This window comes from Streptacidiphilus sp. PAMC 29251, from assembly GCF_054208735.2.
The window spans coordinates 7974836-7997782 of sequence record NZ_CM135725.2 but is presented as its reverse complement, the minus strand read 5'-3'; the positions used below and the strand labels follow the sequence as shown (position 1 = coordinate 7997782).

General features: G+C 72.3%; 15 protein-coding genes and 4 pseudogenes. 7 read left to right on the top strand and 12 right to left on the bottom strand.

The annotated features are described in order from the left end of the window. Position 1: 1 nt before the first annotated feature. Entirely contained in the window at positions 2 to 2521 is a 2520-nt protein-coding gene (gene nirB / locus ACXKR8_RS37885; RefSeq protein ID WP_458269069.1) for a nitrite reductase large subunit NirB, read from the bottom strand. A gap of 228 nt (positions 2522 to 2749) precedes the next feature. On the opposite strand from nirB, the gene ACXKR8_RS37880 reads away from it, so the two are divergent. Next, positions 2750 to 3568: a sirohydrochlorin chelatase gene (locus ACXKR8_RS37880; protein ID WP_458269068.1), complete on the top strand. Its 819-nt coding sequence runs from the start codon at positions 2750 to 2752 to the stop codon at positions 3566 to 3568. 302 nt (positions 3569 to 3870) lie between these two features. Then, positions 3871 to 5100: an MFS transporter gene (locus ACXKR8_RS37875; protein WP_462099995.1), complete on the top strand. Its 1230-nt coding sequence runs from the start codon at positions 3871 to 3873 to the stop codon at positions 5098 to 5100. Between the two features lie 105 nt (positions 5101 to 5205). Here the strand turns inward: ACXKR8_RS37875 and ACXKR8_RS37870 are convergent, their stop codons facing one another. Continuing rightward, on the bottom strand, positions 5206 to 7971 hold the full coding sequence (locus ACXKR8_RS37870; protein ID WP_458269066.1) for a tetratricopeptide repeat protein: 2766 nt from the start codon (positions 7969 to 7971) through the stop codon (positions 5206 to 5208). A 519-nt stretch (positions 7972 to 8490) separates the two neighbouring features. Here ACXKR8_RS37870 and ACXKR8_RS37865 point away from each other — a divergent pair. Together ACXKR8_RS37865 and ACXKR8_RS37860 are read left to right on the top strand one after the other, a co-directional pair. Then, positions 8491 to 9072, top strand: coding sequence for a hypothetical protein (locus ACXKR8_RS37865; protein WP_462099994.1), 582 nt, complete (start codon positions 8491 to 8493; stop codon positions 9070 to 9072). Beyond that, positions 9039 to 9563: a glycosyltransferase gene (locus ACXKR8_RS37860; RefSeq protein ID WP_462100716.1), complete on the top strand. Its 525-nt coding sequence runs from the start codon at positions 9039 to 9041 to the stop codon at positions 9561 to 9563. The genes ACXKR8_RS37865 and ACXKR8_RS37860 overlap by 34 nt, the downstream gene beginning before the upstream one ends. On the opposite strand, the gene ACXKR8_RS37855 is transcribed toward ACXKR8_RS37860, so the two are convergent. The 4 genes and pseudogenes from ACXKR8_RS37855 to ACXKR8_RS37840 form a co-directional block, all read right to left on the bottom strand. Continuing rightward, on the bottom strand, positions 9525 to 10133 hold the full coding sequence (locus tag ACXKR8_RS37855) for a hypothetical protein (RefSeq protein WP_462100765.1): 609 nt from the start codon (positions 10131 to 10133) through the stop codon (positions 9525 to 9527). The genes ACXKR8_RS37860 and ACXKR8_RS37855 overlap by 39 nt on opposite strands. Positions 10134 to 10138: 5 nt before the next feature. Beyond that, complete coding sequence (locus tag ACXKR8_RS37850; protein ID WP_462100764.1) at positions 10139 to 10591, bottom strand: glucosidase family protein; 453 nt, start codon at positions 10589 to 10591, stop codon at positions 10139 to 10141. Between the two features lie 511 nt (positions 10592 to 11102). Continuing rightward, a pseudogene (locus tag ACXKR8_RS37845) lies at positions 11103 to 11591 on the bottom strand (glycogen debranching N-terminal domain-containing protein); the annotation flags it as partial. Between the two features lie 154 nt (positions 11592 to 11745). After that, positions 11746 to 12595, bottom strand: a pseudogene (locus ACXKR8_RS37840) (helix-turn-helix transcriptional regulator). Between the two features lie 179 nt (positions 12596 to 12774). On the opposite strand from ACXKR8_RS37840, the gene ACXKR8_RS37835 reads away from it, so the two are divergent. Beyond that, positions 12775 to 13554 carry an NAD(P)H-dependent oxidoreductase gene (locus tag ACXKR8_RS37835; protein WP_458269062.1) on the top strand — a complete coding sequence of 260 codons (780 nt, stop codon included), beginning with the start codon at positions 12775 to 12777 and terminating at the stop codon, positions 13552 to 13554. 80 nt (positions 13555 to 13634) lie between these two features. On the opposite strand, the gene ACXKR8_RS37830 is transcribed toward ACXKR8_RS37835, so the two are convergent. The 3 genes and pseudogenes from ACXKR8_RS37830 to ACXKR8_RS37820 all read right to left on the bottom strand — a co-directional run. Next, positions 13635 to 14243, bottom strand: coding sequence for an MFS transporter (locus ACXKR8_RS37830; RefSeq protein ID WP_462099993.1), 609 nt, complete (start codon positions 14241 to 14243; stop codon positions 13635 to 13637). Between the two features lie 73 nt (positions 14244 to 14316). Continuing rightward, a pseudogene (locus tag ACXKR8_RS37825) lies at positions 14317 to 15285 on the bottom strand (MFS transporter); the annotation flags it as partial. 131 nt (positions 15286 to 15416) lie between these two features. Then, positions 15417 to 15509 (bottom strand): annotated as a pseudogene (locus tag ACXKR8_RS37820) (hypothetical protein); the annotation flags it as partial. Positions 15510 to 15775: 266 nt separating this feature from the next. Between ACXKR8_RS37820 and ACXKR8_RS37815 the strand changes: the two are divergent. After that, on the top strand, positions 15776 to 16291 hold the full coding sequence (locus ACXKR8_RS37815; RefSeq protein WP_458269060.1) for a rho GDP-dissociation inhibitor: 516 nt from the start codon (positions 15776 to 15778) through the stop codon (positions 16289 to 16291). A gap of 256 nt (positions 16292 to 16547) precedes the next feature. Here the strand turns inward: ACXKR8_RS37815 and ACXKR8_RS37810 are convergent, their stop codons facing one another. Beyond that, a complete protein-coding gene (locus ACXKR8_RS37810) occupies positions 16548 to 17765 on the bottom strand; it encodes a ricin-type beta-trefoil lectin domain protein (RefSeq protein WP_458269059.1) in 1218 nt (405 codons plus the stop codon). Positions 17766 to 18057: 292 nt separating this feature from the next. Between ACXKR8_RS37810 and ACXKR8_RS37805 the strand changes: the two genes are divergently transcribed. Then, positions 18058 to 18828, top strand: a complete 771-nt coding sequence (locus tag ACXKR8_RS37805; RefSeq protein WP_458269058.1) for a DeoR/GlpR family DNA-binding transcription regulator — start codon at positions 18058 to 18060, stop codon at positions 18826 to 18828. Positions 18829 to 18873: 45 nt separating this feature from the next. Here ACXKR8_RS37805 and ACXKR8_RS37800 read toward each other — a convergent pair whose 3' ends face one another. Continuing rightward, complete coding sequence (locus tag ACXKR8_RS37800; protein WP_458269057.1) at positions 18874 to 19758, bottom strand: alkaline phosphatase family protein; 885 nt, start codon at positions 19756 to 19758, stop codon at positions 18874 to 18876. Positions 19759 to 19795: 37 nt separating this feature from the next. Further along, positions 19796 to 22729: a polysaccharide lyase family 8 super-sandwich domain-containing protein gene (locus tag ACXKR8_RS37795; protein WP_458269056.1), complete on the bottom strand. Its 2934-nt coding sequence runs from the start codon at positions 22727 to 22729 to the stop codon at positions 19796 to 19798. Positions 22730 to 22947: the final 218 nt, after the last annotated feature.

The window sequence follows — 22947 nt, the reverse complement described above, 5'->3', positions numbered from 1 at the left end:
CTCAGACCTCCTGCAGGGAGCGGGCGGACGGCGCTTCGGTGGCCGGCGCGTCGGCGTTGACGAAGGGGACGAAGCGGCGCAGTTTGGCCGGGTCGTCCAGGACCGCCCGCCACTCGTCCTGGTAGGCGGCGACATGGGCGGCCATCTGCGCGTCCAGGTCCGCGCCCAGGCCCTCGGCGTCGTCCTGGATGATCCGGCGCAGGCCGTCCACCCCGCCGGGGAGCCGCTCCAGCCAGGCCGAGGTGCGTTCCAGCCGCTCGCCGGTGCGGGCGTAGTACATCAGGAACCGGTCGACCAGGCGGATCAGCTCCTCGGTGCCGAGGTCGGCGGCGAGCAGGTCCGCGTGGCGGGGGGTGGTGCCGCCGTTGCCGCCGACGTAGAGGTTCCAGCCGTTGGCGGTGGCGATCACCCCGATGTCCTTGCCCCGGGCCTCGGCGCACTCGCGCAGGCAGCCGGAGACGCCGCCCTTGACCTTGTGCGGGGTGCGCAGGCCCCGGTAGCGCAGTTCCAGGTCGATGGCGAGCTGCACCGAGTCGCCCTGCCCGAAGCGGCACCACGTGGACCCGACGCAGGACTTGACGGTCCGTAGCGACTTTCCGTAGGCGTGCCCCGACTCGAATCCGGCGTCCACCAACCGCCGCCAGATGGACGGGAGCTGCTCGGCCCTGGCGCCGAACAGGTCGATCCGCTGGCCGCCGGTGATCTTCGTGTAGAGCGCGAAGTCCCGGGCCACCTCGCCGATGGCGATCAGCTGATCGGCCGTCAGTTCGCCGCCGGGGATCCGCGGCACGACCGAGTAGGTGCCGTCCTTCTGCAGATTGGCCAGGTAGCGGTCGTTGCTGTCCTGCAGCCCGGCCTGCTCGCCGTCCAGGATGTGGGTCAGGCCCAGCTCGGGACCGAGGGTGGCCAGGATGCCGGCCACGGTCGGCTTGCAGATCACACAGCCCTCAACTCCCGTGCCATGGGCGGCAAGAACTGCAGCGAACGTGGTGAGCCGGCCGGCGCGGACCGCCCGGTAGAGCTCGACCCGGGACAGCGTGAAGTGCTCGCACAGACCCGGCGTGCGCTCGATGCCCGCGGCGTCGAGCTCCGCGCCCAGCAGCGACTCCAGTGCTCCGACGCAGCCGCCGCAGCCGGTTCCCGCCCTGGTGCAGCGCTTGATCCCGGCCAGGTCGGTCAGCCCCTCGTCCGCGATCGCGCCCTTGACCTGGCCCTTGCTGACGTTGTGGCAGCTGCAGACCACGGCCTCGTCCGGCAGCAGGTCCGCCCCCGGCTCGGTGCCGCCGCCCCGCGGCAGCAGAAAGCTCTCGGCGGCCACCGGCAGCGGGCGCTCGGTCCCGGCGTGCGGGCGCAGCGAGGCGTAGGCGGTGGCGTCGCCGACCAGGATGCCGCCGAGCAGCCGGCCGTCCGGGCCGAGCACCAGCTTCTTGTAGACGCCCTGGCTGCTGTCGGAGAACAGCACCTCGACGGTCTGCTCGTCCTGCTGGAAGGGGTCGCCGAAGCTGGCGACGTCCGCGCCCATCAGCTTGAGCTTGGTGTCGGTGTCGGCGCCGGTGAACTCCAGCGCGCCGTCCCCGGCGAGCTGCTCGGCGACCACCTCGGCCATCCGGTAGCCGGGCGCGACCAGGCCGTAGACCTGGCCGTCGCAGGTCTCGGCGCACTCGCCGACGGCGTAGACGGCCGGGTCCACGCTGCGGCAGTACTTGTCGACGGAGACCCCGCCGCGCCGGCCGACCAGCAGCCCGGCCTCGCGGGCCAGGGTGTCCCGGGGCCGGACGCCGGCCGAGAACAGCACCAGGTCGGCCTCGATCCGGCTGCCGTCGGTCAGCAGCAGGGCGGTGACCAGGCCGTCCTGGTCCCGCTCCACCGCCGCCGCGCCGACCCCGGTGCGGACGTCGACGCCCATGCCCTCGATGGTGGCCTGCAGCACGGCCGCCCCGCCGGCGTCCACCTGCAGCGGCATCAGCCGGGGGGCGAACTCGACCACGGTGGTGCGCAGGCCCAGGCTGCGCAGCGCTCCGGCGGCCTCGAGGCCGAGCAGTCCGCCGCCGACGACCACCCCGCCGCGGTCCCCGGCGGAGGCCGCGTGGGCGGTGATCGCCTCGACGTCGGCCAGGGTGCGGTAGCTGAAGCTGCCGGAGCCTTCCGCGCCCTCGATCGGCGGGACGAACGGCGCCGACCCGGTGGCCATGACCAGCGCGTCGTACGGCTGGATCCGGCCGGAGGCGGTGGTGACCTGGCGGGCTTCGCGGTCGATCCGCAGCACCGGGTCGCCGAGCCGCAGCTCGATGCCGTGCTCGGTGAAGAAGTCCGGGCCGGCCAGACCGAGGTCCTCGGCGCTGGCGCCGGTGAAACGACTGGAGAGGTGCACCCGGTCGTAGGCGGCCCGCGGCTCCTCGGCCAGCACCACCGCATGCCAGCCGCCGCCCCCGGGGCCGGACAGCGCACCGCGTTCGGCGAGCGCCTCCAGCAGGCGGTGGCCCACCATGCCGTGCCCGACGACGACCAAAGTCCCTGCCATAGCCCTGTTCCTCACTTCTCAGCAGAACGACGCGGCAACGCATCCCCGCCCATCCGACCGTAGTAGCGGCGCCGTTCCGGACGGCCGGGCGAACGCCTCCACTCAGCAGGCCTTTCGTCCCCTCGGCAGGGGCCCTGCGCCGGGTCCGTCCGTCCCTTCGCCCGCCCTACCGTCGGATGCGGGGGCCCGGCGGACGTGCCGGGCCCGGTGGGAAGGGACGGACCGACCATGGGCGACAGGGCCCCGGTACTGCTGCTCGCCGTGCACGGCAGCGCGCTGCCCGTTGCGGCGGAGACCATCGGCCGACTGGTCCGGATGCTGACGGCGGGCGCTGCGGTCGCCACCGTCCCGGCCGCCGACGTCCGGGTGGGGCATCTGGACATCCAGCGGCCCTCGCTCGCCGAGGCGCTGGACGCGGTGGAGGCGTCCCCGGCCCGCCGGGCGGTGCTGGTGCCACTGCTGCTGGGCCCAGGTTTCCACCAACGTGTCGACATCCCCGCCATTCTGACGGATCGTCATGATCGCGGGCACCGGCTCACCCCGGGTCTCAGCGGGGACCCGCGGATCGGCCGGGCGCTGCACGACCGGCTGCGGGACGCCGAGCGGCGGGCCGGGGGCCGGGCCGACGCGGTGGTGCTGGCGGGCGCAGGATCCAGCCGCCCGGGCGGCAACGACGGCGTGCTGCAGGCGGCGGAACACCTGCGGGCCCGACTGGGACGGACGGTCCCGGTCCTCCCCGGCTACTGCTCGGCGGCCGCGCCGACCGTCCCCGCGGCGGTCGAGGCGCTGCGCGCCGCCGGGCACCGCCGGATCGCGGTCTCCACGCATCTGCTCGCTCCCGGCCGGTTCACCGCCGGCCTGGCGCAGGCGGGCGCCTGGGCCGTCGCCCAACCGCTCGCGGACCACCCGGACGTGGCCGGGCTGGTGCTGCAGCGCTACCGCGCGGCGGCGTCCGCGGCCACGTCCGTGACCATGGTCCCGCCGAGTGGTGACCTTCTCCGGCTCCAGGGCGCCGCCGGCCGAGCGAGCATGGAATCGGCCGCCTGAAGCCTTTCGACGGCCCGTGTCGGGCACTCCCGACAGTCGTCCTCCGGCAATCCAGGAGCTCTGCGACATGAGCCAGCTCGTCCATGACAGGCCGACATCCGGCGCCCCCGCCGAGCCGCCGGGGCCCCCGCGCCACGCGGCCGACCGGCAGTACCGGCCGGGCGCGGAGATCACCGACTGGCATCCGGAGGACCCGGGCTTCTGGCAGTCCACCGGACGCAAGGTGGCCGCCCGCAACCTGTGGATCTCGGTGCCGGCGCTGCTGCTGGGCTTCGTGGTCTGGCAGGTTCTGGTCGGTCACCGTGGTCAACCTCGGTGCGGTGGGCTTCCCCTACAGCGCCTCGCAGCTGTTCTGGCTGACGGCGGTGCCCGGTATCACCGGCGGCACCCTGCGGATCGCCTACACCTTTCTGATGCCGCTGGTCGGCGGCCGGCGCTGGACCGCGCTGAGCACCCTGGTGCTGGTCGCGCCGCTGCTGTGGCTGGGCTTCGCGGTGCAGGACAGCTCCACCCCGTACTGGATCATGCTCACCATCGCCGCGCTCTGCGGCATGGGCGGGGCCAACTTCGCCTCGTCCATGGTCAACATCGGCTTCTTCTACCCCAAGCAGCTCAAGGGCAACGCGCTCGGCATCAACGGCGGCCTGGGCAACCTGGGCGTCTCGGTGGTGCAGCTGGTCGCGCCGCTGGTGGTCACCGCCGGCGTGCTGCTCTCCCCGGCCGGCGGCTCGCAGACCAAGAAGGTCGGCGGCAGCGAGGTGTGGCTGCAGAACGGCGCCTTCCTCTGGGTGCCGCTGCTGCTGGTCATGGCCGCGCTGGCCTGGTTCCTGATGAACGACCTCAAGGCCTCGGCCGCCCCGTTCAGCCGGCAGAAGATCATCTTCAAGCGCAAGCACACCTGGCTGATGACCTGGCTCTACGTCGGGACCTTCGGCTCCTTCATCGGCTTCGCCGCCGCGCTGCCGCTGCTGATCAAGACCACCTTCACCCCGATCGACCCGGCCTACTCCGCCACCACCTACGCCTGGCTCGGCCCGCTCTGCGGCGCGCTGATGCGCTGGGCCGGCGGCTGGATCGCCGACCGCGTCGGCGGTGCGCGCTGCACCCTGATCTCCTTCGTCGGCATGGCGCTGTCCATCGCCGCGGTGATCTACTTCCTCCCCTCGGACGGTTCCGGGGGCAGCTTCTGGGGCTTCCTGATCGCCTTCCTGTTCGCCTTCTCCTTCTCCGGCCTGGGCAACGGCTCGACCTTCCAGCAGATCCCGGCCATCTTCCGGGCCCAGCACCTGCGCGAGGCCGAGGGCAAGGGCGAGGAGGCCAGGAGCGCCGCGCTGAAGCAGGCCGAGATGGAGTCCGGTGCGGTCACCGGCTTCTCCTCCGCCATCGCCGCCTACGGCTTCTTCTTCATCCCGGCGATGTTCGCCAACTTCTCGGTGACCTCGGCGCTCTGGTCCTTCGTCGCCTTCTACGGCACCTGTGTGGCCGTCACCTGGTGGTGGTACGCCCGCCGCAACGCGGAGGCGCACAGCTGACCCTTTGCGCCCTCGCCGCCCCGCGCGGCACCCCGACCCCAGGCCCCGCCGGCTCCCCCCGGCGGGGCCTGGCCATGTCCTGGACACGTTGGGAAGAGGCCCCCGCTACACCGGCTCCGGTGCCGTCACCAGCGGGGACGCGTCCGTGGTGCCGGAGAGCAGGGTGCCGGCGAGCCGGTCCGCCCGCTGCCGCAGGAAGTCCGCCTCGGGGCCGCCCTGCAGGCAGTCCGCCAGGCTCTGCCAGACCGCCACCATCACCGGGTGGTCCTCGCCGAGCGCGCCGAGGAAGATCGCCTCGGCCTCACGCAGCACCGCCACGGCCCGGTCGGCGTCGCCGAGCGCCAGCAGCACCGGGCCGAGCCGGGACAGCGCCTTGGCCCGGTAGTGGTGGTTCTCGCCGTACTGCAACCGGTAGATGCCCTCGGCCTCCTCCAGCGTCGCCCTGGCGTCGGCGGCGCGGCCGAGCGCCAGCTCCAGCGAACCGCGCTTGTTGAGGCAGGCGGCGTACTTGTGCTCCTCGGTGTCGCGGCGCCGCTGGTGCAGCGCCACCGCGGGCCCGAGCAGCACCCAGGCCTCGTCCAGCCGGGCCGCCGCCTGCCCGCGCAGGGCCCGACCGCGCAGCGGGTGCCGCAGCGGGCGGACCGCCGCCAGCGAGCGCTCGCCCTGGCGGCGCAGCACATCGGCCAGGAACTTGGAGACCTGGGCCGTGTCGAAGTCGGAGGCCCCCTGTTCCTGGAAGGCCAGCAGCGCGGCCCGCAGTTCCCGCTCGGCCAGGTCGAGATCACCCATGTCCTGGGCCACGATGCCCAGGTCGCGGCGCAGCATGGCCCGGAACAGCAGGTGCTCGGCCGGCTCCTGGCTGCCGCTGCCCGGCACCAGCAGCGCCGCCCTGCGGTAGCAGGCGGTGGCCTCGGCCGGGCGGCCGGCGTTGCGGTGCACCATGCCGGCCTGCTGCTCCGCGATCGCCCAGTCCAGGGTCTCCCAGCCGGATCCATGGCCCTCGTAGATCTTGATGGCCGTCCGGATCGCCTCCAGGGCCTCCGCGAAACGCACCTGCTCCCGCAGCACCCCGCCGAGCTCCCGCAGGCACTTGGCCTCCATCCGCAGGAAGTCGGGCTCGGCCCGGTGCCCCGCGCAGTGTCCCAGCGCCTCGCGGCAGGCCGCCTCGGCCTCGTCCAGCCGGGCCAGCAGGAAGTACTGGCGGGCCACCGCCAGCCGGGCCTCCGCGCGGCCCAGCAGGTCGCCGCCGATCCCCAGGTCGCGCAGCTGCGCCTCCTGCTCGAACAGCGACAGCGCCCGGGTCCAGTCGCAGCGGTACTCCTGGTAGCACCCGGCCCGGCGCAGCAGTCGGACGATCGCCTCCGGATCGCCCGTCCCCTGGCTCCCGGCCGTCGCGTCGAGGCCCTCCCACTCCTCCCGTTCGGCGTCGTTGCCCCAGGAGAACTCGCTGGTGCTGGCCTCCACATGGGGCATCAGCCGTTCGCTGGCCTCGCGCAGGTCCTGGTGCTCCAGGGTGGCCGGGAAGGCGGCCTCGACCAGGCGCACGGCGGCGTGGGACCACTCCAGCCGCCCCAACTGGTCCAGCCGGTGCCGGATGAACAGCTGCACCCGCGGATGCAGCCCGTAGGCGAGGGGGGCGGCCCGGCCCTCCCCGCTGCGGGTCAGCAGCGAGTGGTTGACCAGCAGCGCCACGGTGCGGTTGAAGCTCGGCTGATCGCTCATCGCCCGGCGCAGCCGCTCGGGCAGCACCGCCCGGTAGCGGTAGAGCGTGCTGGTCGGCACATCCTCCGACGCCAGAAAAGCACACAGGCGTAACAGGTCCTCGGCGGCCGGCTGGGTGCGGGTCACCCGCTCGATGGCCAGGGCGAAGGTCTTCTCGTCGGCGTCGCCGATCGCGGCCAGCTCCGGCAGGTGGTCCAGGTAGTCCTGGATCCCGATGCCCGCCTGGTCGATGTAGGCGCCCGCCTGCTCCAGCGCCAGCGGCAGCCAGCCCAGCCGGTTGCCGAGCTCGGTGAACTCGCCCTCGTCCTCGCCGGTACGGGCCCGCAGGAACGCCAGGCCGTCGACGGGGACCAGCGGCGCCAGCGCGATCTCGGCGTCGGACAGGCCGTCCCAGGATCCGCGCCGCTGGGTGGTGATCAGGATCTCGCCGCGCCCCTCGGGCGGCAGGTAGCGGCTGAGCCCACGCAACCCGCTGCTCTCCCGGCTCCTGGACACGTCCGGGAACTCCTGCACGTCGTCGTACACCAGCAGCCACCCCGGGTGGTCCCGCAGCCAGCCCCACAACTTGGTGAGCATCACCGTCTTGCTCACGTTGTAGGGGACGCCCACGCAGGCGGCCAGCTCAAGGAGTTCACCACGCAGGGTGTTGGGGCGCGAGGCGTTCAGCCAACGGGTGATCAGATGCTGTTCGAGATGGGTTTTGGCATAGGCCAGACTCAGTTGCGACTTGCCCACGCCCCCGAGCCCGTGCACCGTGCACACCCGTGGCGCGGCCTGGGCACCGGGACCGCCGCGACGCCCCCGCGGCGTCGCGTGGTGCGGGCGCAGGGCCGCCTCGATGGCGGCGAGTTCACGGTTCCGCCCGGTGAAGAACGTGGTCAACGGAGGCAGATTGTGCGGCGGCAGCTGCCGGGGCTCCTCGTCCGCCGGAGTGTCCCGGGTCTTCACCGGGAACAGCGCCATCACCGCGGCCCCCGCGGTCAGCACCGCCGCCCCCGCGGTGAGCAGCCAGAACGCCAATCCCCCGCGCGGCAGCGTCTGCGCGATGATCTGACTGAACGTCCCCAGCACCGCGATCCCGGCGACGGCGACGCAGACCACCAGCGCCCGGTTCGGTCCCGACTGCCCGCTGGTGCGACTTGCCCTCATGCGGCCCCCTAGCAGTTTCGTCCCTACTGTCTTGTATTGGAGCGCTGCGGCCGCATATCGGCAAGGCGCACAGGGGGGCGCAGTACGTCGAGGCGCCAGGGGCGCGGGCGAAGCGCAGGGGGCGGATTATGGCGAAAAGCCAAACCCGTCACCTCGCGGGCCCAAGCCTCGTTAGGATCCTCGGATTCTGGATTTGAAATGTCGGAGGCGCAGTGAACGACCCGCAGGACCCCCATCATCCGCCGATGGGGACACCTCTCGCCCTGGTGCACTGGGCCTTCCCGCCGACGGTGGGCGGGGTCGAGTCCCACCTGTGGGACTACTCGCAGTTATTGAGCCGACGCGACTACCCGGTGACCGTCTTCACCGGGACCCGCGACCCGCACCAGCCGGAAGGCGTCGAGGTGGTCCGCCACCCCGGCCTGGACCTGGCGACCCAGACGGACGTGGCCTGCCCGCAGGCCCGGCAGGAGTTGTACGACTGGTTCAAGCGCGAGTTGGGGGGGCGGCATCAGGCTGGTGCACGGTCACAACCTGCACCACTTCACCGACGCCCCGGCGCACGCGCTGCTGCGTCTGCGCGAAGAGCGAAGGCAGCGCCAGGAGTTGGACCTGGTGCTGCTGCACACCTACCACAGCGTCTGGCAGGAACAGGGCCACCCGGCGGCCGACGCGGTGAAGCAGTGGGACGGCCACTTCGCCGTGTCCGACTTCCTCAGCCAGGACTGCCGACGGGTCCTGGACGTCGCCGCCAAGCGCACCTATCTCGGCATCGACACCGCCCGCTTCCTGGCGGTGCCGCCGCTGAGCAGCGCCGAACCCGGCACGGTCCTGCTGCCGGCCCGGCTCATCCCCGACAAGGGCGCGGAACTCGCGATCGAGGCCATCGCCCATATCGTCGACTCCGGCCTGTGCCCGGGGGTGGAGCCAAAGCTGCTGCTCACCGCGACTCCTGACTGCGTGGACTTCCACCATGAGAAGGACGGGTTCCGGGCCAAGCTGAACAAGCTGATCGCCGAGCGCGGGCTCGCCACGCGGGTGGACTTCAAGCAGGCGGGGTGGCCGACATGCCCGGCCTCTACGCCCGGGCCCAGGTGGTGATCTACCCCTCCAGCTTCGCCGAGCCGATGGGGCTGGCGCCACTGGAGGCGATGTGCTCCGCCCGACCGGTGGTGGTGACCCGGATGGGCGGCCTGGACGAGGGTGTGAGCAAGGACTGCGAGGTCGGCTATGTGGTGCCGGACCGGGACCACCACAAGCTCGCCGACCGCATCGCCGAACTGCTCAACAGCCCGGAGCGGGCACGGAAGATGGGACTGAAGGGCCGTCAGCATGTGCTGCGGCACTTCGATCTGGAGAGCAGCTACCTGGACGCGATGCTCGCGGAGTACGGCAGCGCACTCCACTGCACCGGCCGGAGCCGGCCTCGGCGGGTGTCCGACATAGTGTCAGTTCCCGTCGAGGCCAGATCAGTTGCCATCGAGGTGGTGTCAGTTGTGACGGATGTGGCACCAGTTGCCCCGGAAGCTGTCTCAGTTCTCGCCGATGGTGCTTCAGTTGTCGCCGATGACCGTATGCCAGTCGGGCGGTAGGCCGGTCACCTCGACCGCGCCGGAGCGGTCCACCCGTACCCCGATCTCGGCCCCGGCCAGGCGGAGCCCGCCGACCTCCAGCGGGCCGAGCAGGTCCGGCGGCATCGGCCGGACCCGGAGGGTACGGGTGGGCAGGTCGGGGTGCAGCCCCAGCAACGCGCCCAGCAGCGCGGGGCCGGAGGCCGCCGCCCAGCCCTGCGGGCGGCAGGCCGCCGGATAGTCCAGCGGTACGGGGGCCTCGGCGGAACGCTCGACGCCCCCGTACAGCTCGGGCATCCGGTAGCCGAAGTGGGTGGCGGCGTCGAGCAGCCCGGTGGTCAACCGGGCCGCCTCGGGGTGGCAGCCGACCGCGCAGAGGCCCTGGATCGCGATCGCCGAGTCATGGGTCCAGACCGAACCACCGTGGTAGCTCAGCGGGTTGAAGCCCGGGACCTGCGCCGAGCGGCTGCGGAGCCCCCAGCCGGAGTTCAGTTCGGGGTCGACCAGCCAGGCCGCGACATCGGCGCAGTCCGCGGGTGCGAGGATCCCGGTCCCCAGCAACTGGCCCATGTTGGACGCGGGTCCGGTCACCGGGATCAGGCCCCGGCCGACCGCGATGGCGACATAGCGCGGGCCGGCCCGCCCGGCGACGCGACCCAGAAGGCGCCGTGGAAGCTCTTCCGCAACGCCCGGGCCCAGGCCTGGAGTTCGTACGCCTCGTCGATCCGGCCCAGCGCGTCCATCAGGGTCGCCAGTCCGATCGCCGCCTGGTACGCATAGCCCTGCACCTCGCACAGCGCCAGCGGGGGCGGCACCTGTCGGCCGAGCGCGTCGCGGACCGCGTCGGTGGAGTCCTTCCAGCTCTGGTGGGCCAGGCCGCCGGGACGCGGGTGGTAGCGGAGCAGGCCGTCCTCGTCCTGGGCGCAGCTCTCGATCACCCAGCGCATCGCCCGCTCCGCGTAGGGCAGCAGCTGTTCGAGCTCGGCCTGGGGCAGACCCCAGTGCCAGGCCTCCACCAGCAGGGTGACGAACAGCGGAGTCGCGTCCACGGTGCCGTAGTAGCGGGCCGGCAGGCGCAGCCCGCGCGTCGTGCACCGACTCGCCCCGGCGCAGTTCGTGCAGGATCCGGCCCGGGGCCTCCTCCCGGAAGCGGTCGTGCGCGGTGCCCTGGCGCCGGGCCAGCGTCCATAGCGTGCCGCGGGCCAGCTCGGTGCCCAGCGGGAGCGTCATCCGGGCGGCCCAGATGCTGTCCCGGCCGAACAGGGTGAGGTACCAGGGGCAGCCGGCCGCCACGAACTGGTCCTCGCGCGGTGAGCGGTCGCTCTGTTGATCGTCCGCGGCTCTGCGGGTCGGCCAGGCGCAGGGCGCGCAGGTCGGCGAGCCCGTGCCGGACCAGGGCGACCAGGCGGTGGTCCCCTGCACCGTGGGCTCCGACCAGGGCACCTCGGTGGTGGGCGCGTCCGGGTGGTCCGGCGAGGGCGCCACCGCCGCGCCGCGGACCCGCAGGCTCACCTCCCAGCTCTCCCCCGGTGGCAGCCGGACCCCGGGCCAGGTGAGGGTGCCGCCCTCGGGACCGTCGGTGATCTCGGCGCCCTGGTCCCCGACCTCGAGATCGGCCCGGATCTCCATCGGCCCGAAGCCGACACTCCAGGTCAGCCCGGTGCTGGTGGCGGTGGCCGCGACCACGGTCGCGCCGCGCCCGCTCTTCACCGCCGCGATGTCGGCGAGATCCGTCGCCGCGGCGATGCTGATGTCCAGCACCCGCTCGCTCGGCCCGTCGTTGCGGACCGAGACGCTCTCCACGCCCAGGTGGTCGACCCCGGCCGTCCGCCGGATGCGTTCGACCAGGATCGTCGGATCGTCCGTCGGATCCCCCGGATAGCGGTGCACCGCGACAAAGCGCATCCGGTCGGGGCCCAGCCGGTGCGAGCCGACGGGCTCCGGCTCCCGCTCGTCGATCAGCAGGTGCAGGGTGTGCAGCAGCCTCCGGTCCCGGTCGTAGAAACCGTCGGCCCCGCGCCCGCGCAGCTGCCCGTCCCAGCCGGACACCGCGAAGGCCGGAGCGGACAGACAGATCGTGGCGTCGTGGAGCAGAGGCTGCAGAACCGGGTCCCGTGACGGTGCGACATATTCGAACACAGTCGGGTCCTCCCCCCTTCGGGTGCGGAGGAACCGTTCAGCCGGGCGTTATCACGCGGCTACCTCAACGGACCGGCGCGGCCACCGGGGACGGCGCGTCGCCGCAGTCCCCGGCCAGGCCCGCGAGCAGGCGCAGCCCCGTCCTCGGCGGGGCTGCCGGGGGCCGCGGACAGCACCAGCAGCTCCATGCCCGACGCGTCCGTTGGCGCGAAGTTCTCCTGGTGCAGTTCCAGCAGCCCGACCAGCGGGTGCCGGTACGCCTTGCGCCCATGGGTGCGGGCCCGCACGTCCGCACGGGCCCAGAGGCGGGCGAAGCGCTCGCTGCCCATCGTCAGTTCGCCGATGAGCGAGGCCAGCCGGGGGTCCTCGGGGTACTTGCCCGCGGCCAGCCGCAGATGCCCGACCACGTCGAGGGTGCAGTTCTCCCAGTCCGCGTAGAGCCCGCGCTCGGCCTCCTCGAGGAAGAGGTGCCGGGCGGTGTTCAGGCCCGGCATCGGCCGCCCGTAGAGGAGCCCGGCGAGGCGGTTCCCGGCGAGCACGTCCAGCCGGTGGTCCATGATCAGCGCTGGTGCGTCGGCGACCAGGTCGAGGACCCGCAGCAGTTCCGGCCGGACCCTCCCGCCCGGCGCCTTGGCCCGGCGGCGGCGCTGCCGGGCGAGCCGGTAGAGGTGGCCCCGTTCGGTGTCGTCGAGGCCGAGGACGCGGGCGAGCGCGTCCATCACCTGCTCGGAGGGCTGGGTCGCGCGGCCCTGCTCCAGGCGAACGTAGTAGTCGACGCTGACTCCGGACAGGTGCGCGACCTCTTCGCGGCGCAGCCCGTCGACCCGGCGGCGACGGTCGACCGGGATGCCGACGGCCGCCGGGTCGACCCGGGAGCGCCGGGTCCGCAGGAAGCCCGCGAGATCATCGCCCATGGCTCCAGTATCGCCTCGGTGCTGCCCCGGTACTGCCCGTGAGGGTGGTCCTGCCGATACCAGGAAGTCCGGTCCGACGGAAGCAGCGCCCCTGAACGCCGGGCGCCACGGTGCCCAGAATCAAAGGCAGGTGATCCGAAGTCAACTGATCCACAGTCAACTGATCCGCAGGAGTTTCCATGAAGACGCTGATCGTCCACGCCCACCCGGAGCCGAAGTCGCTCAACAGCTCGCTGAAGGACCTCGCGGTGTCCACCTTGGAGACCGCCGGGCACGAGGTACGGGTGAGCGATCTGTACGCGATGAACTGGAAGGCGGTCGTGGACGCCGCGGACTACGGCCCGGACGCCTCGAGCCCGCTGAAGGTCGCCCTGGACTCGGGCCGGGCCTTCCAGGCCGGGACGCTCACCCCGGACGTCCGCGCCGAGCAGGAGAAGCTGTTGTGGGCCGACACGATCATCTTCCAGTTCCCGCTGTGGTGGTACGCGATGCCCGCGATCCTCAAGGGCTGGGTGGACCGGGTGTTCACCTACCACTTCGCGTACGGCGTCGGTGAGCACAGCGACACCCGGTACGGCGAGCGCTTCGGCGAAGGCACCCTCGCGGGCCGGAGGGCCCTGTTGTCGGTGACCGCCGGCGGCCCGGAGTCGCACTACGCGGCTCGCGGGATCAACGGCCCCATCGACGATCTGCTGTTCCCGATCCACCACGGCATCCTCTACTACCCGGGCATCGAGGTGCTGCCGCCGTTCGTGCTGTACGGCACCGACCGGATGAGCGGTGCGGACTACGCAGATGCCGCCAAGGCCTGGGAGCAGCGGCTGCTCACCCTGGAGTCGACCGAGCCGATCGCCTTCCGGCGGCAGAACTTCGGCGACTACGCGATCCCCTCCCTGCACCTGAAGCAGGGCCTGGAGCCCGCGGGCCGCACCGGCTTCGACCTGCACGTACGCGGCTGACCGCCGTCGATCCCGACCAGCGCGTCCGAGTCCGACGCACCCGCGCGTCGCACAACCAAGTCGCCGAGGTACACAGCCGCTCACTCCGTCGCAGGGACCCCGCCGGCCGGCGGCAACTCGGTCTGCGGAGGCAGCCCGTGGCGGACTTCGGGAGGCTGGGTGGTGAAGGTGCGGGCGGCTTCTTCGATGTCGTGGTCGTGTCCGGTATAGCGGGTGTGGTGCTGGGCGAGGTGCTCGGACCAGGAGGAGACCAGGAAGGTCTCGGTGAACCGGTCGGCCTCGGTGGTGTCCTGGAACAGACCCCAGGAGATCGCACCGGTGCGGCGGCGGGAGAGTTCCACCAGGCGCATGGCCTCGGCGAACGAGGCCTGGTCCGCTGCGGCGACCCGGTAGTCGATCATGATCTGGACCGGCCCGTCGGCGGGCCGGGGCTCCAGCGCCAGGACCGGGTCCGGCCAGGTGCTGGACAGCGTCCGGTCGAAGTCGGCGTTGTCGCGCAGCGGCAGCCAGCGAAGGGTCATGGTGCCGGCCAGCAGCAGCCCGCCCGCGGTGAGCAGCGCGGCGGTCAGGCTGGTGCGGGCCGCGAGCAGCCCCCAGGCCAGGGCGCCGAATGCCTGGCCGCCCATGAAGACCACCAGGTAGAAGGCCAGGCCGCGGGCCCGTACCCAGGGCGGCAGCAGCAATTGCATGGCGGAGTTTGAGAGTGGACATCGCACCGATCCAGGCGGCACCGCTGACCAGCAGCGGCAGCGCGGCCAGCACCCCGCTGCCGCACAGCGGCGTGGTGGCGGTCGCGGCGGCGAAGGCGACCCCGGACCCGAGCAGGACGGTGCTGCCGCCGACCCGCCGGCTGATCCTGGGCAGCAGGATCGCACCGGCCACGGCGCCGATGCCGACCGCGCCCAGCAGCAGGCCGTAACTGCCGGAGCTCAGGTGCAGCCGCTCGGCGGCGAGGCTGGGCAGCAGCGACCACAGGGCGGAGGCCGCGGGGACGAACAGCGCCGCGCGCAGCAGGATCCGGCGCACGCCGGGGGCGCTCCGCAGATAGCGGGTGGCGGCCCGCACCGCGGCCAGGGCCCGTTCGCGCTCGCTGTCGTCCACGGGGGTCTGCGCCGGGCGCTTCCAGAGCAGCAGGGCGGCGGCGATGAACAGGAAGGAGACCGCGTTCAGCAGGAAGGTCCAGCCGGTGCCGGCCGTGGCGACCAGCACGCCGCCCAGGGCCGGGCCGAGCGCGCGGGCGATGTTGAGGTTGACCGCGCCCAGCGCGGACGCCTGCTTCAGCTGGGCCCGCGGCACCAGTTCGGGCTGGATGGCCTGCCAGGCCGGTCCGGTCAGCGCCGCGCCGCAGCCGAGCAGGAAGGTCAGGGCCAGCAGCAGGGCGGGAGTGGTGTGGCCCAGTAGGGTCAGCAGCGCCAGCGCGCCGGCGATGACGGACATGCCCAGCTGTGCGGTCAGCAGCAGCCGTCGGCGGTCGGTGAGGTCGGCCAGCACCCCCGAGGGCAGGGCGAGCAGGAACACCGGCAGGCTGGAGGCCGTCTGCACCAGCGCGACCCAGGCCGGGCCGTGTCCGAGCAGCAGCCACTGCGCGCCGACGGTCTGGACCCAGGTGCCCAGATTGGACGCGAACTGGGCGATCCACAGGATCCGGAAGGTCCTGGCGGCCAGCGGCGCCCACGGCGAGTCCCCGTGGGCGGCGGCCGGTGCGGCGGCTGGCGTGGGCGTGGTGGCCATGCTGAGAGCTGTCCTTTCGGGTGCGGAGCCCCGGCGGCGAGGTCGCTTTCGACGTACTGGGCCCGACCGTAGCCGAAGGACCAGTCGGCGGCAGTGTTCTCGATGGAGCTGATGAACACGTCCTGCCCGCGGACGCCGACCTCGCCGAGATTGGCGTTGATCGCGGCGTACAGCCGCTGCTTCTCCGGGACGGAGCGGCCGCCCTGGGTGAAGACCTGCACCATGACAGCGGCGTCGGCAACGGCGCGGACCTGCTCGTCGGCGCGGAGGACCGCTGACGAGACCAGGTAGTCAATCAGTGCCGGTGGATGGATGGCCCCGTACGTGTGAACGGCGATGAGGCCAGAAGCTGGTGAGGGCTGGGTGGGGAGCGGCCTGTCCGGAGGTGTGGTGCTGTCGGACTGTGTCCGGACGTGGTGATCTTCAGGGGCGGGCCTGTCACAAGCCAGGTCTGCGAGGTCCCGGTCACAACACATTGGAGGAGGACAGCATGCGCGAGGACATCGCCCGGCAGCTGGCAGAGGAAAAAGAAGCAATGCCGAAGGACGACCGCAACGATGACCCGGGGACGGGCAGCGGCACGATCAGCCTGCTCACCCTCACGCTGCAGGTAGAGGGCCGTCCCAGCCGCACGTGGCAGCTGGACGACCCGGAGGTACTCACCGAGATGAAGACGAAGGCGCTCGTCCTGGCCGAGTCCTGCCACTACCGGATCGTGATCGGCTTCCGTGCGGACGGTGGCTCCGTCCTCGGCACCAAGTACACCACCAACCACTACCGCAAGGGCCTGAGAGTCGACAAGGACCAGCTGATGCTGGGCTCGTTCTCCCCCAGGGACAACCCGCAGTCGGTGACCATCCCCCGGCACTACTGGGACGAGGCCCCCAGCGGGATGCTCAACCGCGGCCATTACAACGTCAAGACGGTGTTCCACGATGACGACAACAAGCTGGTCGCGGAGCTGGAGTACGCCGTCGACATCACCCACGACTGGCCGGCCGCCTGACCCGTGAAGTCCTGCTGTCCCGGGGCAGGCACAGAGGGCGCTTGCCCGGGACGGGCGGCCTACCGAGCACGAAAGGGCTCAGGCCTGGGGGTGGGTAAGGCGGTCCAGCAGCACGCCAAGGCCGAGCGGGCGGCGTCACCGATCGCTTCGGGCCATCACAGCGATCGCTGATTCCTGTCGCCGACAGGCCGGGCGCATGGGAACGGGTGGCCCCGGAGCAGAATCCCGGGGCCACCCGCTTGCTGCCGCCGAAGGATCAGGCAGGCAGCTGCCACTGCTGGTTGGCGCCGTCGCTGCAGGTCCAGATCTGCAGCCGGGTGCCGTTGGCCGAGCTGGGGCCGGTGGCGTCCAGGCACTTGCCGGACTGCGGGTTGAGCAGCTCGCCGTTGCTCTGGTGCTGCCAGACCTGGGAGCCGGTGCCGTTGCAGGTGTAGAGCTGGACCTTGCTGCCGTTGGCGGTGCCGGCCGAGGTGACGTCCATGCACTTGCCGAGCGCCTGCAGGCTGCCGTTGCTGGCGACGGTCCAGTTCTGGGCGTTGGTGCCGTTGCAGGTGTAGAGCTGCACCGCGGTGCCGTTGGCGCTGCTGGCGCCGGCCAGGTCGACGCACTTGCTGCCGTAGCCGGTGATCTGGCCGCTGCCGCCGACGGGGGGCGGGGTGGTGGGCGGCGGGGACGTGGGCGGGGTCGTGCCGCCGGTTCCGAGCCAGCTGCCGGCGGCCGAGGCGCCGGTGCCGTCGATGGCGGTGTTGTTCTCCACCGGGCTGGGCACATGGCCGGGGAAGACGATGAAGGTCACCGGACCCTCGGTGCCCCCGGTGGCCGGGTTGGGGTCGATGCCGAGCGCGGTTGCCAGGGAGTAGGACCCCTCACCGATGATGTCGTCCGGGCCCTCGTCCGCGAAGACGGCGTAGACCAGCTTGTTGTTGTAGATGACCGCGGCCACGCTGCCGGCGGTGATGCCCTGGCTCTGGTAGTTGAAGCGGGAGCTGGGCAGCGGGATCACGTAGTAGTGGGTGACGTCCGAGGTGAAGAACTTCCCGGTCGAGGTCTGGAACGAGGTCTCGTTGTAGTACGAGGGGTCGGTCGAGCTGCTGCAGTGGGAGGTGGTGATCCCGTCGCAGTCGATGTCCATGTCGGAGGTCCAGAAGAAGGCCGACCCCTTCTTGCAGATGTTGATCGTGGCCGCTTCACCCTCGTCCGTGGCGTACTTGCCGGTCGAGGCCGGCGTGCAGGACTGGGTCTGGGCCAGGAGCTGGGCGGCGGTCGGGCTGGTCGCGGCGGGGGCGACCGCGGCCGGGGTGACCGAGGCGAGCGAGGAGGGCGCGGCGAAGGTGACAGTGGCGACAAGCGTCGCCACCGCCACGGCCGCCCCGGCCAGGGCGACTCGTAGTCGTTGCATGGCATGCCTTTCGAAGGCGGTGGGGGTCTGCTGCGGCAGCGTGGTCGCGTGCTGCTTGCTGGCGGGGGGAGTCAACTAGCGTTGATGACAGTGCGTCAAGATTCTGGGCAGGAAACCTTCCTAACAATTTCTGCGGCTTGTGGCGGGCCTAAACGCCCGATAGGTCTGACCTGTGTGTTCATGTGGTTGAACGAGAGAACGCTCTCTGCCGCCGCAGAGGGTTTCTGTCTACAGATCTTGAACTCAGATTCTTGACCGAATGATCGAACGACCGTTTAACAGCTCAGAACACTTGACTATGAGCGTTTGCGCCCTGAAGATGACCGCCAATGGCTTCATCGACGCTGGACCGGCTGGAGGTGGCGGGATGCTGACCCAACAGAGGCGGGCCGCGATCCTGGCGGAGATCGATTCCGGTCGTGGCATCCGGGTCACCGAGACCGCCGCACGGTTCGGGGTCTCCACCGTGACCATCCGTCGCGACCTCGACTTCCTGAGCCTGCGCGGCGGGGTGGAACGGGTGTACGGCGGAGCCTTCGCCCAGCACGCGCCGACGCCCACGCCGACAGTGGCAGCAGCAGCAGCGGCCGTCGCCGAGCGCGCTCGCGCGGCGGCGGCCGCCGCTCTGGCCGCTCCGGGGATGAACATCGCGCTGGTGGGCACGGAGGAGACCGCTTGCCTGGCCGCGGCCCTGCTGTCGGTCCCCGGGCTGACCGTGGTGACCAACTCCCGCGAGGCCGCCGACCTCTTCCACGCGGCGGCCCCCCACCGGCGCAATGTGGTGCTCACCGGCGGCGCCCGCGAGCGGCCAGGCGGCCCGCTGGTCGGACCGCTGGTCGCCGGCGCGCTCCGGGGGCTCACCGTGGACCTGCTCTTCGTCGGCTGCACCGGACTTGACGCCGGCGGGGCGGGGGTCGGCGACCTCGCCGAGGCCGAGACCAACGCCGCCTTCGTCCGGGCCGCCCGCCGCACCGTGGTCCTGGCGGACCGCGGCAGGCTGGGCGAGCCCTCGTTCGCCCGCTTCGCCACCCCGGACCAGATCGACACCCTGGTCACCGACGCCGCCCCGGCCGCCGGGGCGCGCTACCGCGAGCGACTCACCGGCCTGGCCGGGAACGTGCTGCTCGCCGCAGGCTGATCCGCCCGGCCCGCCCCGGCCGCCCGGGCCTCCCCCGGCCCCGGCTCAGCGCGCCAAGGCCGGCACCGCAGCGGCAGCCGTGAACGGCTGTCCGTCCAGGGTCCAGTGCGGGTCGATCCGGCGGCCCAGTGAGGCGTAGACCTGGGCGGCGACGTCGACATGGCGCAGCGGACGCGACGGCGGTCCCCCGGCCGGAAGGCCCGGCGCGGAGCAGGCCACCCAGGCGGTCCGCTCCTCCGGGCTGCGGCCGCCGTGGCCGCCCGTCTCGACGTGCCCGTGGTCGGTGACCACGATCACGGTCCAGGCCTCCCCGGCCCACCCGGCCCGGCCCCGCAGCGCCCCGAGCAGCCGCCCGAGCCGGGCGTCCGCCGTGGTGATCGCCTGCCGGTAGCGGTCCCCGCAGCCGTGCAGATGGGCCGTCTCGTCGACCGCCCCGAGGTAGACGAAGGAGGCCTCGGGGTCCTCGTCGGTGAGGACCCGGACGGCCTCCCCGGTCACCCGCTCGTCGCAGTCCTCCCAGTCCTCGGCGGTCTCGGCGCGCGGGGCGATGTAGCTGAGCCTGCTGGGCGCGGCGAAGAGCGGGCCGCCGCTCTGGGAGATCATCAGCGGCTCCCAGCCCCCGACGGCGAAGGTGCTGCGGCCGTCCTCCTTGGCCAGCCGGGTGGTGAAGTCGGGGAACACGGCGAGCCGGTTGCCGCCGAAGTGGTTGCCGTAGACGCCGTGCTTGGCGGGGACGACGCCGGTGGCGATGGTGGCCCAGCAGGGGCCCGACATGGTCGGGGTGTCCTGGTCTATCTCGATCGGGGCGAGGAACCCGGCCTCGGCGACGGCGTCCAGGTGCGGGGTCCGCAGGGTGCGGAGCACATCGAGCCGGACGCCGTCGATGCCGACGACGAGGACCCGGGGCCGAGGGGTGGTGAGGGAGTGCACGCGCTGTTCCTTAGTCCGAAATCAGTGGGGGCTGGCGTCAGTGGCTGATGATCTGGAGCTGCGGCGGGTTGGCGCCGTTCTCCCGGCTGTTGAGCAGTACGGCCAGGCCGACCGCGCCGAGCGGCTCCCAGACCGCCAGCGAGGCGGTGCCGTCACCGCCCGCCGCACCGACCGAGGCCGCGACCGCGGCGGTGACGTCGAGGCCGACCCAGTCGGCGACGGTGCAGACCTCGCCGGTGCCCTGGGCTGCTCCCAGGGCCGGGGCGTTGTTCCAGGTCACCGCCGACTCGGTCCAGCTGTGGCTCGCGGTGGCGAAGGCCTGCAGCGTGGTCTGGGTGCCGCCGGCGTCGGCCACCGCCCCGTTCACCCACAGCACCGCCCGGCCGACCGTTCCGGTGACCCCCGAGGTGTCGAACGTCAGCAGCGCCTGCCGGCCGTAGCCGCTGCCGGAGCTGTTGGTGTTCTTCACCGCCATGGTGGTGGCGCTGCCGTAGTTGACGGCGCTGTAGCTGCTGCCGTCGCGGACGTAGCTGTCCGCGACCGGGGCGAGCAGGGCGGCGGTGGCCGGGGTGGCGGCCGGGCCCGAGCTGCTGAGCGTCGCGGTGCGCGAGGCGCCGCGGGCGCCGCCGGTCTCCGCCAGCACGGTGATCTGGCCGGAGGTGCCGAGCACCGAGATGCCCGGACCCGCCGTCGCCGCGGTGTAGCCGGAGCGGGCCACGGTGACCCGGACCGTGGCGGCGAGCCGGGAGGGGTCGGCGACGCTGACCGTCAGCGTGCCGCCGTGCTCGCGGACCAGCACCGAGCAGGGCGCGCTGACGGTGATCGGTCCGGCGCTGCCGGCGGCGAAGAAGTTGGCGGCGGTGACACCCGAGGCGCTGTCGCTGACCGCCTGCACCGCAGCGCTGTTGGCCAGCACGGTGACGGTGGGCGCGGCGGCGCGGGCGGCGGTGGCCGCGGGGGTGGCGCCGGGCATCAGCAGGTAGCTGTAGCCGGCCGCGCTCGGGTCGGTGCCGTGGGCGAACCAGAGGGTGAGGTAGCGCCGGGTCTGCGGCGTGGTCATGCCGCCGGAGTTGAGGTCGGACCAGGCACCGGTACGGGCCTCGCGCAGGGCGTTGACGGTGGCTCCGCCGGGGAAGACGTAGCCGCCGAAGCCGCCGACGGCGATCGAGGTGGCCCCGGTGAACTGCGCGTTCCAGCCCAGGGTGGTCGGCTGGGCGGCGCCGTCGACGGTGAGGCTGTGGGTGCCGGTCGCCCCCAGGTTGCGGTTGTCGACCACGGTCTCCACGCCGACGCCGTCGGTGCAGCTGATGCCCGCGCCCAGGCACATCACCGAGTCGTCCAGGAAGAACCAGGACTTCTTGCCGCTCAGGGTGCTGGAGAGGCCGCGGACGTCCTGGCCCACCGCGGCGTAGCTGCCGTCGGTCGCGCCGCCGACCCAGACCGCGTCGGGGTGGGACGCGCCCCAGGCGCCGCCGGCGGCGTCGGCCAGGGCCTTGGTGGAGACGGTGGTGCCGGGCAGCCGGTAGGGGTTGACGGTGGGCCAGAAGGCGTCGGAGTACTGGCCGTCGCCGTAGGTCGAGCCCCACCAGGACAGCATGCCCGCGCTGGTGTGCCAGCCGCGCACATTCTCGCCGTTGCCGGTCTCGTAGTAGCTGGTGCGCGCCGAGCACATGCTCACCGCGGCGGCCCAGTCGGTGCGGCGGTGCACGGCCCGGTCCATGCCGAACACCCGGCTGCCGGTCGGCTCGGCCGCGGGGGTGACCGAGGAGTCCCCGAGCAGGGCCTGCGCCCGGGCGAGTTCGGGCACGCCCAGGGTCGCGTCGGAGAGGAACGGGCTGTAGTAGTCCCGCTGCATCCAGCCCTTGGCCATGGCCTTCCACTGCGCGCTCTGCGCCGCGCCGGCCACACCCGAGTCGGCCAGCCGCAGGATGTCGGAGACCAGGCCGTGCCCGCGCCGGTGGTCGTCCTGCTGGATCTGCAGCGGGTCGGTCTTCATCAGCCCGCGGCTCATCGCCCGGCCGACCACGCCGTCCATCACCAGGCCGTTGTAGAGGAAGGGGGCGTAGGCGGTGGCGACGGAGTCGAACAGGTTCTGCCGGGCCGGGTCGGTGACCGCCCAGGTCGATCCGGCGAGCAGGGCCAGCAGCCGGCTCAGCCCGCCGATCATCACCTCGCCGTAGGAGCCGGTGTAGGGGATGAACGAGTGCTGGATGAACGAGCCGTCGGGGTAGAGGCCGTCGCCGGTGAGGACATAGGGGAAGACCGGGGAGAGCGCGGCGGAGGCGGTGGCCAGCTTCGCCGAGCTCTTGCCGAGGACGCCGCGCAGGGCCATCACCCGGCACAGGTCGACCCGGTTGGCGCCGGTGCTGGTCCCGCTGTAGGCGGCCACCGAGGAGTCGGGGACGTAGTGGTCGACAGCGGAGCAGTAGCTCGCGATCTGGGCCGCGCTGAGCTGCCCGTAGACCAGGACGGCCGTGTCCAGCAGGGCTTCCGGGCTGCCGATCTGCCAGTCCCACCAGTTGTCGTAGCTGGCGGCGGTGGCGGTGTAGGCATGGGCGCAGAGGTAGTCGAGGCCGGTGCTCACCGCGGTGGCGAGGTTAGCGCTGCCGGTGACGCCGGTGCCGGGCTGGGCCCAGGCCAGGGCCATCGTCTTCAACCGGCTGTAGCTGGTGCTGACATTGGCGGAGACGGTGCCCAGCGGCAGATCGCTCCACAGCGCGGAGCTGCCCGGGGCCATGCTGCCCTGGTAGGTGGAGGCCTGGCTGCCGAGGGTGCTCAGGGCCGCGGCGTAGGGGGCAGCGGCGGCGTCGAAGCCGCTGCCGGTGAGCAGCTGCAGCCAGGTGGCACGCAGCCCGTCGTAGGCGTCCGCGGCCCGGGCGGCCGTCGGCGCGACCCACTGCGCGGTGCAGGCCAGCGCCGCCCCGGCCGCACCGACCTGCAGAAAACGTCGCCGGGAGAAGAGCGTCGCCATGTGGCCTCCTTGCCTCAGAGCTCGCAGATCCGGAGGCCATCGCCGCCGGATGCAGCAGAGGGTAAGCGCTTTCCGAAATCAAGGTCAACGGTTCGCGCATAAGAAATGACCATTGATACACAACTCCTGAGCGACTGACCGTATGATCGATCCCCGGGTCGCGTCAACGCCGCCGACCCTGCGTTAGCGTCTGCGCCATCACCGTTCGTCCCGCCACC

Coding starts and splice junctions, on each gene's coding strand:
- nirB (WP_458269069.1), bottom strand. CDS start 2,521: ATGGCAGGGACTTTGGTCGTCGTCGGGCACGGCATGGTGGGCCACCGC.
- ACXKR8_RS37880 (WP_458269068.1), top strand. CDS start 2,750: ATGGGCGACAGGGCCCCGGTACTGCTGCTCGCCGTGCACGGCAGCGCG.
- ACXKR8_RS37870 (WP_458269066.1), bottom strand. CDS start 7,971: ATGAGGGCAAGTCGCACCAGCGGGCAGTCGGGACCGAACCGGGCGCTG.
- ACXKR8_RS37860 (WP_462100716.1), top strand. CDS start 9,039: ATGCCCGGCCTCTACGCCCGGGCCCAGGTGGTGATCTACCCCTCCAGC.
- ACXKR8_RS37835 (WP_458269062.1), top strand. CDS start 12,775: ATGAAGACGCTGATCGTCCACGCCCACCCGGAGCCGAAGTCGCTCAAC.
- ACXKR8_RS37830 (WP_462099993.1), bottom strand. CDS start 14,243: ATGCAATTGCTGCTGCCGCCCTGGGTACGGGCCCGCGGCCTGGCCTTC.
- ACXKR8_RS37815 (WP_458269060.1), top strand. CDS start 15,776: ATGCGCGAGGACATCGCCCGGCAGCTGGCAGAGGAAAAAGAAGCAATG.
- ACXKR8_RS37805 (WP_458269058.1), top strand. CDS start 18,058: ATGCTGACCCAACAGAGGCGGGCCGCGATCCTGGCGGAGATCGATTCC.
- ACXKR8_RS37795 (WP_458269056.1), bottom strand. CDS start 22,729: ATGGCGACGCTCTTCTCCCGGCGACGTTTTCTGCAGGTCGGTGCGGCC.